This is a genomic window from Metabacillus sp. KUDC1714 (assembly GCF_014217835.1).
Lineage (GTDB): Bacteria > Bacillota > Bacilli > Bacillales > Bacillaceae > Metabacillus > Metabacillus rhizosphaerae.
Map to the genome: position 1 here is coordinate 711,365 of NZ_CP055263.1, position 13,136 is coordinate 724,500.

A 13,136-nucleotide genomic window follows, 5' to 3' on the forward strand; every position below is an offset into this window, starting at 1 on the left:
CCTTTAGTTTTTCACTTTAGATTGACTTGCTAGTATGACTTCCATATGCCGAGCTGTATCAATTGGTAGTTGTTTTGGTCCGATTGCATATGGACTGAGCTCAGCAGTAATGACATCGTCATAACCGATCTCTTCCAACGCTTCCACTACTGCAGACCAATTAACATCACCAGCTAATAGGGGAACAAAACCAGTAATATTCCCTACCTTTGTGCTAAAATCTTTCACATGAACTTTGCTTATTCGTTTCCCAAGGATTCGAATCCATTGTTCTGGAAAACCAAACTGTAGGACATTTCCAACATCAAAATAAACTTTTGCATATTCTGAATTTAGTTCATCTATATATCGCGCCATTTCGAGGGGTGACAATAAAAATTTATTCCAGACATTTTCGATTCCAATTGTCACTTGACGTTTTTCTGCTTCATCGAGAACTTTTTTTAGTTCGTCTTGGCTTCTTTTATAACAATCATCATAGGATACATCTTGTGTGACAGAACCAGGAACAACCAGTACCGTATCGATCCCCATTACACTTGCCAATTCAATTTGCTTCAGGATGATTTTTCTGCCCTGTTCTCTTACATTCTCGTTAGCGGAAGATAATGGGCTTTGCCATAATAATCCCGTAGATAAGCTTCTTAGTTGTAACCCATAAGACAGGGCAAGCTTTACAATTGCATCTGCTTCACCAGGTGTTGTGTCCATCGTTAAACCAATTCCGCCAGAATCATATAGATTCAATTCGATTGCATCGAAACCTGCTTCTTTACTATACTCAAACACTTCCTCCAAAGATGTCCCTTCAGGGTAGCACCATTGATTTATTCCTTTTAACATCGTAACCATCCTCTCATTTTTTAAAAGAGCTAAGTCTGTTAACCTAATATACTTGATTAAGAGAAAAGTGAAATTTATCCTGCAATAATACAGAGGCGGCTCCTATCATTTCTAGTTCATCTCCTAATGAAGGAGCATGAATCTCCAAATCCTCTGACAAAGCCTCCATTACATTTTCTAATACAGATGTTCTTAATTTCGCTAAATAAATTGGGTTATTTGCTACGACCTCACCTCCTATAATGATTACTTCTGGATTAAATAAATGCACCAAGTTAACAATACTTGCAGATAAATAAGATACTGTCTCTTCAGCTAGTTTTATGGCTAACTCATCATGTTCTTGAAGTGCTTCACTGAAGATAGCAGGTGTAATCTCAGTCATTTTTCCATTTACTTTCTCTAGCATCCCTGAAGACTTACCGCTAGAAAGTGAAGAAAGAATCCTTGAAAAGATTGCTGGCCAACTAACATAGGTTTCAAGGCAGCCAATATTTCCACATTCACAGCGGAATCCTCCACGGTCAATACTTGTATGGCCAAATTCCCCTGCACCTCCGCTATGTCCCCTATAAATCGATCCATTTACTAATAAACCTGCGCCAACTCCATCACCTTGGGTGATATATATCATGTTTTGATTCAAGTTATATAAACCAAAGTTTTTTTCTGCGAGAAGATAAGCGTTTGTATCATTATCAAGATACGACTTCTTATTAAACCTTTGCTCTAATAAATCTTTTAATGGAACATTTTTCAGCTTAAGTTCTGCGTTATATCGGATAACACCCTTAGAAGAATTTACGATTCCCTGGGTAATCACAGAAATACCAATGCAAAGATCCTTATTTATTGAGCTATTAAGGAACGTTTCAATCAAATCTAGTAAATAATTAATTACATCATCACCTGAATAACCATTTGTTGAGTGAATTTCCTTTCGTTTCACTTTTGCCTCTAGGTTCATTTCGGCAATTGTGATGAAGGAATTACGGATAGAAATAGCTATTAAAAATTTAGAATCGGGTGAAAATCTGACAAGGATTGGTTTTCTTCCCCCACTAGAATGACCAATTCCATCTTCATAAACCAAGCCTTCTTGAATTAATTCAGATACAGCTGATGTTACTGTTGTTGGGCTCAATTTATTTAACTTCGCAATATCGGATCTTGAAATTGGTCCTTGCAGCCTAATCGTATCTAATATGATTGAGCGGTTTAATTCTTGGATTAACTTTAAGTCCCCAGTTCTTTTCATTAACTTAGTTGCACCCCTTAGTGTAATATTCTTAGTTTTTCCAATGGTTTTATTAAGTATTTAGCTACTCTTATTAAGGGGAATTCTATTCACGATAATAACTCGTTTCTAAATGCATTTTCAAACAAGGAAAACTCTTTTTATAATGTTTTAATTAAAAATCATAGTTTGGATTGTAGGATTCGTTGTTGGTTAGATGATAAATCAAGGAAGTAAAAGATAAGAGATTCAATATTAATTATTATTAGACCTATTAAAAATGAAAGCTATACTGTAATGAGAGGTTTTCTAATTCGCTACCTTATGACAGCGGTTACAATTTACTTTTATAAATTTATTTCTGCTATAAGATCTTCTTGACTGGATTTAAACTTCGCTTTTTGGTAAGGATTTGAGAGACATATATAATTTCAGGGAAATAGAGAAAGAATAATTGAGCGAGAGATCATGAGGTGATGTTACTTACTTTTTCCAATGACTTTATTAAGTCTATAAATTTATATTAACAGATACTTACATAATTTCAATATCAAAACCAACGTTTTCCATCGTGAAATTCCGACAAAAAACCTACTTTATTCTATCTTCTATACTTCTCAAGAATCCTTTGCTAGGGTTTTATCGCACTTAAAAAGTGCAGACCCTTCGGCTGCACTCATCCATCCTTATCTTATTTAAAATATAATTCTATAGCCTACTAACCTCTTTTTTATTAATGATACAATTAGCAAAATCTATCCCTAATTCCTTGATTCCCTCAACAACCAACTCAGCAATTTTCTTCGCTCCATACTGACTAAAATGAGTATCATCAGGAGGTGTATCCTGGTTTTCTAGTTCATACCAAGCAAATAGTGCCTTCGTTTCTTCTATCCCTAATCCTTCATAAAAGTCCTTTGACTTTTTCCATAAATCTATTAATGGTACCTTTAAGTCAGCAGCTACCTGTCTCATCGCATCTGGATAATCACCAAGGGTATCGATTAGATTTCCTTGTTCATCAAAGCTTCTCCGATTTACTGGAGTTATTAAAATTGGGATAGCACCTTTTTCACGAGCTCCATTAATATAGTGTGCCAAATATTCTTGATAGCTAGTGTAAGGTTCTGTTCCTCTTGTTTTATCTTCTACTTTTTGATCATTATGACCAAATTGAATGAATAAGAATTCGTCTTCATTGATTTTGTCTAGTATTTTTTGTAATCGTCCTTCATCTATAAAGCTTTTTGTACTGCGTCCACCCATTGCTTCATTTATGATAAAGACTTCATCTGTAAAAAATTGATGTATTTGCTGACCCCAGCCTTGCTTTATTCCTTGCTCTGGTGAAACGTCTTCCACTGTTGAATCTCCAGCTAAATAAATACGAAATTGTTTTTCTTCTTCTACTAAAGAAGGCCAATCCTTTTCTTTTCCTAAAACATTTTCAATTGCATATTGTTTTACTTCTTCCTCAGTTAGCACCTTTGCCCATTTTACTCTTTTTTCCATGCTTCCACCTGGACCCCGGCTGTTATATTCTGCATAGCAGGTTGTATTCTCAGCATGCTGTTTCTCCCAATTATGCCAGCCTTCTTCTTTGATGTGCTCACCCATCCAGCAATTTATGAATGCTGTTTTTGCATAATCTCTCCACGGTCTTCCTAAATAGACAGTATTAGCTGCAGCATTGCTAGTTAACCGGCAATCAATAAAGACATAGCCGAATTTTTCATCAATTGGAGTAGAGGCTGCAGTAATATAGCCATTAATGTCACTGGATTTATCTAAGCTGAAAATCTCACAGTGATCGAAAACAGCAGTTGCAGAACCGAAGATAAAATCAACATCACCTTCTATGTAGCAGTTCCTAAAATAACTTCTCCCCACTCTTCTTTCTAGACCATCTCTAGGTCCACCAAAACGATTACCTTCAATTGGCTTTGGTGGAAGTGGGCCTGTAAATAATGTATCCTGGCTACCTAAGAACGAACAATGATCAAATTCCACCTTATCCCCATCGACATAGACAGCAACGGCTTGACCTACTACTGTTCCACAGCCCGCGTGATTTTCAAAGGTGATGTTTTTTGCAAGAAACTGATCTCCTGTTAATAGAATGCTATAAGAAGAAAAAGTACCCATTTTTCCCCCATTTGAAAACGGTTTTTTCGCATAATCACCAAATGTAATTTTGACTTTTGCTTTATCTGTTCCTACTAAAGAAATGAGAGGTTTATTGATTTCTAATTTTTCTTTATAAATGCCTTCTTTTATCTGGATGATTACTCTTTCGTTATTATTATCAGGTATTGTGTTAATTGCCTCTTGAATAGTTGTGAACTGTCCACTTCCATCTTGCGCAACGATCATTTCTACATCACCCTAAACATTTTTTTGAAGAAACGAACAAATTTCTGCTCGCATTCCTGCCGTTTCGATATGACCACATTGATAACGGACCATTTTCCAATTCTCTGACTTTCCTTCTTGTTTATACTTTTGACTCAACGCTTCATCAATAATGGTTAATCCTGCAAATGGTGTAAGTCTATCATCATTCCCAACAACACTTAAATGTGGTCGTGGGGCAATTAACTCTTGAATTTCTGATGTACGAAAATATTTTAATAGACTTGGAACATATGAGTAAAACCCATGGTGATCAAGCCCTCGATTTTCCACCAATGTTTCTGCATCAACTTGAGCAGCAATATCAACGCATACCTTTATACGCACATCTAGTGCAGATAGCCACCATGCCATTAATCCTCCCATTGACATTCCTAATGTTGCTATTCTGGAAGAATCAACATCGTCTCTTGTCATTAAGTAATCAACTGCACGCATGTTGTCGTAGATCATCATTCCCCACATGACTTGACCTTTCCAAAGCATTTCTTTGAAAATTTCACTTTCTGCCTTTCCTCTACGCTCACCAAATCCCCACATATCAATACATAGGACACCATACCCCATACCTGTTAGTTCTTCTGCAAAAGATGGTTCTTGAAGATAATCACTACTTTGGATAAGTTCTGTTTTACCTAATTGATAATTTCCACCGTGTGAATGATTAAACAACACAACTGGCATCTTCTCATTACTCTTTTTAGGACGAGCAAAATATGCTGGTACTAAATCAATTCCATTTAGATCCAATAGTAATACTTCAAGTAAAAATGTTCCTTTATCTAAGTCTCTTATTTTTTTTACAGATACAGTGTCGGTTTTTTCGGGTAAGTCACCCAGTAACGAGAAAAGTTTTTTACGTTGTGATCCTTTTGATATCATCTTGTATTCTCCATTTCAAAGCACATTTTGATCAGTGATTTGTAAGTCACTCTGATATTGTTACATTATTTAATACAACCATTGCATCCTCTGATCTAGGATTTTTTGATTTACAATCACTTATCTCAATATCCTTTCCATTCTCTATGTAAAATGCAGGACCTTCATGGTTACTTACCGTGACTCGGTTAAAACTAACGCCTGTAACGTTGCCGCAATAGAAACCTCGTTGTTTCATTGGTTCTAGCTCAGACATCATTGCTGGCATACCTGGTTCTGCATCATCAGCCATAGCTACTGTCACATTATCAAACGTAACATCCTCCACATACATCTCTGCTAGACCATATAAGAATCCAGCTGCTGCACTTACTTCCCTTGCAGTAATATTGGCAAAATGAATTCTTCTGAAGATAGGTGTTTCCTCTGTTATTGGATAAGGAGCTTTATCCCATACATATTTATCTTTTCCGCGTGGACCACAAAAGTAATATAAGTTAGCAATAAATGGACAAATAACTCCCTTCATAACGATATTGCTTACGCGAATATCTTCGACTACTCCACCTCGTCCACGTCGCGATTTTAAGCGGATCCCACGATCTGTCCCTTCAAACACACAGTTACTTACCGTTACATTGCGAATATCTCCGCTCATTTCACTGCCTAAAACGACACCGCCGTGTCCATGGATCATTGTACAATTTGTAATTGTAATATTTTCACAAGGAATACGTTTTGACGTGTCCTCTGTTCCTGCTTTAATTGCGATACAATCATCACCAACATCTATATGACAATCTGAAATACGAACATTTCGACATGATTCTGGGTCAATCCCATCTGTATTTGGAGAATGACTTGGATTTAAAATTGAGATATTATGAATGCTTACATCCTCACAACAGATTGGGTTTACCGTCCAGCTTGGTGAATTAACCATTTTTACTCCAGCTATTCCTACATGTTTACAAGTGTCAAAGCTTACTAGCTTAGGTCTTGGATATTTGTTTTCCTGCTTTCGGAAAAGATCCCACCAAAATTGACCATTTCCATCTAATGTACCATAGCCTGTTACGGAGATATTTTCACTATTTTCTGCATAAATACAGGAAGCATATACGTCTCTTGTAACACCTTCCCAGCGAGAATGAACGACAGGGTATTCACTAATATTGTTACTGAATAATAGAGTTGCCCCTGCTTCTAAATATAAATTCACATTACTTTTTAATATAATTGCACCAGTAAGGAAGCGACCTGCTGGAACATAAACTGTACCTCCACCCGCTTGGACACATGCTTCAATTGCCTGGGCAATAGCTTTTGTATTTACTGTTTCTCCATTACCGATTGCTCCGAATTGCTTAATATCATACATACTAGAAGTGATTGTAGATACCATATGAATCACCCTTTCTAATTTTAGTCGTTTTCCATTTCAGCTGTTGCTAGAATAAAGGCTCCAATCCCTTTTAAATCATTTGTGATGATCGGCTCACTAATATAATATTCAAACGTGCCATCCCTCTTATCGGGACCGCCTAGCCCGGCAACTTGACATGTTTTATTCAGGTTTACTAATCCTTCATTTGTAACGCTTACAAATTCAGTGATGATTCCCTTGTATACTCTCTCTGCCTCTTTGCCCCACTCTTTGCTTAAGAAACCTTGTTTTACTCCTTTGGCAATTGCGTATAAAATCATACAAGAGGCAGAGGCTTCAAGGTAATTCCCTTTTCTGTCACCTTTGTCTAAGACCTGATTCCAAACCCCAGTTTCCTCATCTTGAACATCTTTTAATGCTTGTAAAACTTCTACAAGTAAAGTTACTAATGTATCGCGGTCTTTATGCGATTCTGGAAGGAATCCAAGAGTATCCACTAATCCCATAACAAACCATCCCATCGATCTTCCCCAGAAATTCTTGGAATGTCCTGTTTCTGGATTACACCATGGTTGTACTTTCTTCTCATCAAAAGCATGATAAAGAAGCCCAGTTTCGTGATCTTTTGTGTTTTTTGCACATAATATAAATTGTTTGGTAATGTCATCAAATTCTTCTTCTTTTCCAAACTCTTTCACATATTCAGCATAGAAAGGTGCACCCATAAATAATCCATCAAGCCAGATTTGAGAAGGATATACTTTTTTATGCCAGAATACACCTTCAGATGTGCGTGGATGTGAACGTAATTGCTTTCTTAAAAGATCGATTGCCTTTTTATATTTCATTTCTCCTGTTTCTTTATATAAAGTAAGCAGGACTTTCCCATTGTTTATATGGTCAATATTAAATAGATTAATGTCGTATTCACGAATGTTCCCATCGTCATCGACGAAAGCATCCATATTTTTCTTCATGTAATTAAAATACCTGTGATCACCTGTTGCTCTCCAAACAAGCTCAGTTCCTTTTAACACAACACCATAATCATAAGACCACTTATCATTTTGAATTCCTTCCGATAATAGTGGTTTTCGAACCATGACTGAATCAATCATTCTTTGCGACCAATTAAGCGTTTTTGTTTCCATATTCTATCACCCTTTCTCGCGTTTATTTTGCAGTGTAATTAAAACAATCAAAGTCAGCGTGTTTTTTCGTACCTTGTAGATCTTGAACACATATCCCAACAAAGTTTCCTGTGAACCCGTTTCCTTCATCGGAAAGGTGGGCTATACTAATTGGCGTTTCGATTTCTGCCCAATCATCATTATCACAGGCGTATGAGAACTGTACTGTTTCATCCTTAATTTTTGCCTTTAACTTACATACTTCTGTTCCACTAATTGAAATACACATATTCACATGCTCATACTCACCCCATACACTTCTCATGATATTGAGACATTTTCCCTTTTCTTCATCGTGTGAAATATAGAAGTATACGTAATTATCTGTGTTGTAATAAAGAACTAGACCTGCCATTTGTAAAAAGGTTTCGGGCTCAAATTCAATTGTTGTCTCTACATCACATTCAAAGTGCTGTTGTCTTCTTGCTATTAAGTGTTGATCGTGTAAAGAATGCAAAGATTCTCCACCCTTGATACGTAAGTGCCCCTTACGTTCTGATAATGAACACCACGATTCGTTTGGTGCAATGCGAAGTGTATTCCATGTTTTATGTAGCGTTTCACAGTTAAAATCATCATGTTCATTTTCATCTGATTGGAACGGATGTAGAGGCAGCTTTGGAGCTTTCACTTCCACTTGTGCTTCGTGACCTCCACATTCTAGTCGAAGCCAGCCATCCGCTGTCCATTCAACACGCTGAAGAGCGGTTTCACGGCCTAGGATCGAATACTTTCCATTCACAGGACGACTGCATAGGTGAGCCATAAACCACTCATCTGATTGCGTACAAACAAGACTGCCATGACCGGCCTTTTGTAAGGTCAAGTTTTCGTCATGTGCTGACGTTAACATCGGATTTTGTGGATCTACTTCATATGGTCCTGTTATGTCTTTTGCTCTTGCGACAGTGACTGCATGCGTTTTACCTGTTCCCCCCTCTGCTGTTATCAAGTAATAGTAGCCATTTTGTTTATAAATATGAGGGGCTTCTGTTTTTCTTAGCTCTGTTCCATCAAAAATTTTATAGATTGGTCCAATTAGCCGTTTCTTATCTGTGGAGTATTCCTGCATAACAATACCTGAAGATTTATTTCTCCCTTCTATTCGATAATCCCAATGAACATTTAAAAACCATTTTCGTCCATCTTCATCATGAAATAGTGATGGATCAAAATTCCCACTGTTTAAGAAGGTTGGTTCAGACCATGGCCCCATAATATCAGTTGCTGTTATGAGGTAATTATGTGCGTCTTTAAATGGATATTTACTTCTTTTCACATCTGTATATACGAGATAAAAAATTCCTTCATAGTAACTGATAGCAGGCGCCCAAACACTACAAGAATCTGGGTTTCCTGCAAAGTTAGTATGATCTGTTAAGATATTCGTTATATGTTGCCAATTTTGTAAATCCTTTGAATGATAGACCGGGACTCCAGGATACCATTCAAAGGTTGAGGTAACGATATAATAATCATCGTTCGCACGTACTATACAAGGGTCTGGGTTAAATCCGGTTAGGATTGGGTTTTTAATGTAAGAACTAATTTCCATGAATAAGCTCCTTTTGGTTTAATAATCTTTACTTTAAGAAAAAGCCCTTCCTTCTTAATTCTTAGGAGATAAGATGTAAAAAGAAAGGACTTCCTATTAATCTATTACTTACTTATTTCTGAGACTTCTTGTAAGCTTCTTCATATTCTTTTGCCATATCATCTCCACCAGATTTTCTCCACTTTTCAACTTCTGCATCGAAGGCTTTTTCATCAATTTCTCCCATAATATATTTGAATGTCGCATCAATAATAATCTTTTCTAACTCTGTTCCCCTTTCGTTTGCAGTTGCAGAGTCAAGCGGGACAGTTGGATTGAGTACAGCAAATTCTGCATTCTCTTTTATTAATTCATTTGCTAATTGTTTGGAAGGATCTGCATCAATTAAATTATGTGTAATTTCACTTGGTCTTGAACTTGAAAATGGTTGTGTATCCTTCTGCCATAATGCATTGTCTAATACAGTAAATGCTCCATTTTCATCTAATTCATAATGTGTACCTTCAATTCCACCTGTCATAAGCATGAACACTTCTTTATCAATTAGGTCATTAATAAATTGAAGGAGACGTTTTAATTCTTCCTCATTTTTCACTTCAGATTTAGGGAATGCCATTAATCCACCTACACCACTATTTTCTGACCAAATATGGTGTTCACCATCAGGACCAGCGATTTTGTTAACTGGAATGAGTTCCATTTCATCCTGGATGCCCTCAGCCATAACTTTTAAGTTTTTAATATCGACCATCCCTGTATAGATACCAGTTTTCCCTTGAGCAAACTTTTGTTGTTGGTCTGTTTTAGCAGTAACAGCAAAATCTTTCGCTATATAGCCATTTTCGAATAATTTTCTAGAATAATTCATTGTATCCTTGTATGCTTGTGTTTCAAATTCAGGAATAAACTTTCCACTTTCATCTACAGCCCATCCGTTTGGAGTGCCAAAATATGAACTTAATGTTTTAAAGCTGCCGTATCGTAATTCACTTCTGTCGCCAAATCCTGTTGTATCATCTTTTCCATTGCCATCTGGATCATCTTCTGTAAATGCTTTGGCAACCTCATACAATTCATCTAATGTTGTTGGAGTCTTTAATCCTAAATTATCTAACCAATCCTTGCGAAGGATAAGACCTGATCTAGCCAAGTCCTTTTGAAATGGAACTCCGTATAATTTGCCATCAATTGACGCAGCTGTACGGATATCTTCAGAGATTAACTTTAAATTATCGTAATCATCTAAGTACTCACTTACATCCCAAAACATCCCCGATTTTAAAGATTGTCTAACAGAGGAATTCGTAAGCATCGTCAGTGAAACAATGTCTGACAATTCGCCTGAAGCAAGTGCTGCTGTGATTCTTTCATCCTTCGAAGCATCTGGAACCCAATTAAAATTGATTGTAGAGTTTGTTGCTTCCTCAATCTTTTTAAGGACAACATCTGTAGGTGGTGACGCAGTATGTAAGATTGCTGTCCAATTCACATCCACATGTGATTCTGGATCGAATTTTGTAGCTTCTCCACTTGCTTTTTCGCTATCACTAGAACATGCTGCAAGTAGAAGTTGTGAGGCAACTAACACATTAACTGCTAATACTTTTGCAAATTTCTTTTTCATACCTATTCCATCCCCTTTTATTAGTTTATATTAGTAATCTACTTTAATATGAAATTGAAGCAATTGTTAATTTATCACCTCCTTATTTGGACTCTAACCTACTCTTCCCTTCTTGAACTCCTGCCTGCAATTCAATTCTCGTAAACACTTGATTGGTTAGCCACATAATAATGTAACACCCAATACTTATACCAAAGAACGTTAACACTCCTGGGTACATGAAGAGAATAAAGTAAACTAAAGCTAATACAATCAATAACAGCAATGTGTATTGTAAATAGGAAATTCCAAATACAACAGAGCACTTCACTTTGAGCACAATGCTCTTCCAATCATAATGAGCAATGATTGGGAAAATATAACAAAGTGAAACAATATAAGCAAAACTTACGACAAAAAGTAAAGCCCGTAAGAAGAAAGACTGAACGTATAAAAGATCAATATATAGAATCCAGCCAACTATTATATAAAAAACACCGATAACTGCTCCTTCTTTAAAACCTTTACGATACGTATCCCAGAATGTTGGAAAGATCGGAATATCTGTATTACCTCTAATCCATTGCCTCAGCACAGTAAACATGGCTAACGTAGCAGGACCTATTCCTACTAAAACCAAGCCTAACAGAGTGAATACAACCCATAACAGATTGATATAAACAAGCTGTAAAATTCGTATACACATATCATTCAAACGTTCAGCCATTTTCCCCATTTCAGTCAGCCTCCTCTCACCACTTTTGATAACGCTAACAATTTAGCCATTAATACAAGCCATCCTCACCAAACTTCTTCGCTAACTTATTCGCACCTATAACTAGGACTAATCCAACCAAACCTTTAAATAATCCTACTGCAGTACTATAACTCAATTGTCCATTTTTAAGCCCTGCTGTATACACATACGTATCAAAAATTTCTACTGCTTCACGATTCAAAGAATTTAATAGAAGATAAACATGTTCAAAACCTAAGTCTAAGGTTTGGCCAATTTTTAAGATTAACAGGATAATGATTACTGGACGGATTGCTGGTAATGTCACATGCCAGATTTGACGTAGGCGATTAGCACCATCCATTTTTGCAGCTTCATATAATTGTGGATCTACTGCTGTGACTGCTGCTAAATATATGATTGTTGACCAACCCATTTCCTTCCATATAATTTGAAGAATATAAATTCCACGAGTCCAGGCACCATCTGTTAGAAAATTGATCTTTTCTCCCCCAGCTTTTGCAATCAACTCATTAATTACACCGCCATCTACTGTTAAGAAAACATAAGAAATCGATACAATGATTACCCATGACATGAAATGTGGAATGTAGATGACTGTTTGTACAGTACTTTTAAACATTTTCACCCTTACTTCATTTAACATCAAAGCAAGAATAATTGGAATTGGGAAGAAGATAAAAAGATTTAACGCAAATAAAAATAGTGTGTTTGTTAATAACATAAAAAAGGTTGGTTCTGTAAACAATCTGATAAAATGTTTAAACCCTGCCCATGGACTCCCTAGTATTCCTAAAAAAGGTTGATAATCTTGAAACGCAATGATTAGACCTCCCATTGGAATATACTTAAAAATAATAAAATACAAGAGTCCTGGTAATATCATTAAATATAAATATTTGTTCCTGCCAATACTTGCGATGTTTTTCCTTCTAGTCTGTTGTTTAATTGTTTTCTTATCGAGAACTGGCGGAACTCCATGCTGATCTTTAATTGGAATAATGGAATCTCTCACAACGAATGCCTCCTTCAATTTTTCTTTCACGGATGTTTTGTACTTCTTAAAGGTAAGATATGTGCTAGCATTACGTCTACAATCATTCTGTAAGAACCCCCTTTAACGACTGGTAGAAAACGCTTACTTTACGTAGCCTGATGTAATGATTACTTTTATCTATTCATGATTATTGCATTAGCAACCCGTTGTATTGATAACGCTTTCCCCTTAATTTGATCTACATTGCTGAGATCATAGTTCATGTAGAAATGA

At 36.3% G+C, this 13,136-nt stretch carries 10 protein-coding genes; all 10 read right to left on the bottom strand.

Annotated features, from left to right (window positions below; translation table 11 throughout):
* Positions 1-3 precede the first annotated feature (3 nt).
* A complete protein-coding gene (locus tag HUW50_RS03540; RefSeq protein WP_066339944.1) occupies positions 4-843 on the bottom strand; it encodes a sugar phosphate isomerase/epimerase family protein in 840 nt (279 codons plus the stop codon).
* Positions 844-886: 43 nt separating this feature from the next.
* The gene (locus HUW50_RS03545; RefSeq protein WP_185653698.1) at positions 887-2,101 is read right to left on the bottom strand and encodes an ROK family transcriptional regulator; all 1,215 of its coding nucleotides are present in this window, start codon (positions 2,099-2,101) and stop codon (positions 887-889) included.
* Between the two features lie 687 nt (positions 2,102-2,788).
* Positions 2,789-4,453, bottom strand: a complete 1,665-nt coding sequence (locus tag HUW50_RS26945) for a pectinesterase family protein (protein WP_185653699.1) — start codon at positions 4,451-4,453, stop codon at positions 2,789-2,791.
* A gap of 12 nt (positions 4,454-4,465) precedes the next feature.
* The gene (locus tag HUW50_RS03555) at positions 4,466-5,374 is read right to left on the bottom strand and encodes a dienelactone hydrolase family protein (RefSeq protein WP_185653700.1); all 909 of its coding nucleotides are present in this window, start codon (positions 5,372-5,374) and stop codon (positions 4,466-4,468) included.
* A gap of 46 nt (positions 5,375-5,420) precedes the next feature.
* Entirely contained in the window at positions 5,421-6,779 is a 1,359-nt protein-coding gene (locus HUW50_RS03560; RefSeq protein WP_066339961.1) for a glycoside hydrolase family 28 protein, read from the bottom strand.
* A gap of 20 nt (positions 6,780-6,799) precedes the next feature.
* On the bottom strand, positions 6,800-7,912 hold the full coding sequence (locus tag HUW50_RS03565; protein ID WP_066339964.1) for a glycoside hydrolase family 88/105 protein: 1,113 nt from the start codon (positions 7,910-7,912) through the stop codon (positions 6,800-6,802).
* A gap of 22 nt (positions 7,913-7,934) precedes the next feature.
* The gene (locus tag HUW50_RS03570) at positions 7,935-9,506 is read right to left on the bottom strand and encodes a glycoside hydrolase family 43 protein (protein ID WP_185653701.1); all 1,572 of its coding nucleotides are present in this window, start codon (positions 9,504-9,506) and stop codon (positions 7,935-7,937) included.
* A gap of 112 nt (positions 9,507-9,618) precedes the next feature.
* Entirely contained in the window at positions 9,619-11,130 is a 1,512-nt protein-coding gene (locus tag HUW50_RS03575) for an extracellular solute-binding protein (protein ID WP_066339969.1), read from the bottom strand.
* An 82-nt stretch (positions 11,131-11,212) separates the two neighbouring features.
* A complete protein-coding gene (locus HUW50_RS03580) occupies positions 11,213-11,845 on the bottom strand; it encodes a YesL family protein (protein ID WP_066339972.1) in 633 nt (210 codons plus the stop codon).
* Between the two features lie 49 nt (positions 11,846-11,894).
* A complete protein-coding gene (locus tag HUW50_RS03585; RefSeq protein ID WP_232329105.1) occupies positions 11,895-12,815 on the bottom strand; it encodes an ABC transporter permease in 921 nt (306 codons plus the stop codon).
* Positions 12,816-13,136 lie beyond the last annotated feature (321 nt).

Coding starts and splice junctions, on each gene's coding strand:
- HUW50_RS03545 (WP_185653698.1), bottom strand. CDS start 2,101: ATGAAAAGAACTGGGGACTTAAAGTTAATCCAAGAATTAAACCGCTCA.
- HUW50_RS03565 (WP_066339964.1), bottom strand. CDS start 7,912: ATGGAAACAAAAACGCTTAATTGGTCGCAAAGAATGATTGATTCAGTC.
- HUW50_RS03540 (WP_066339944.1), bottom strand. CDS start 843: ATGTTAAAAGGAATAAATCAATGGTGCTACCCTGAAGGGACATCTTTG.
- HUW50_RS03555 (WP_185653700.1), bottom strand. CDS start 5,374: ATGATATCAAAAGGATCACAACGTAAAAAACTTTTCTCGTTACTGGGT.
- HUW50_RS03560 (WP_066339961.1), bottom strand. CDS start 6,779: ATGGTATCTACAATCACTTCTAGTATGTATGATATTAAGCAATTCGGA.
- HUW50_RS03575 (WP_066339969.1), bottom strand. CDS start 11,130: ATGAAAAAGAAATTTGCAAAAGTATTAGCAGTTAATGTGTTAGTTGCC.
- HUW50_RS03570 (WP_185653701.1), bottom strand. CDS start 9,506: ATGGAAATTAGTTCTTACATTAAAAACCCAATCCTAACCGGATTTAAC.
- HUW50_RS03580 (WP_066339972.1), bottom strand. CDS start 11,845: ATGGGGAAAATGGCTGAACGTTTGAATGATATGTGTATACGAATTTTA.
- HUW50_RS26945 (WP_185653699.1), bottom strand. CDS start 4,453: ATGATCGTTGCGCAAGATGGAAGTGGACAGTTCACAACTATTCAAGAG.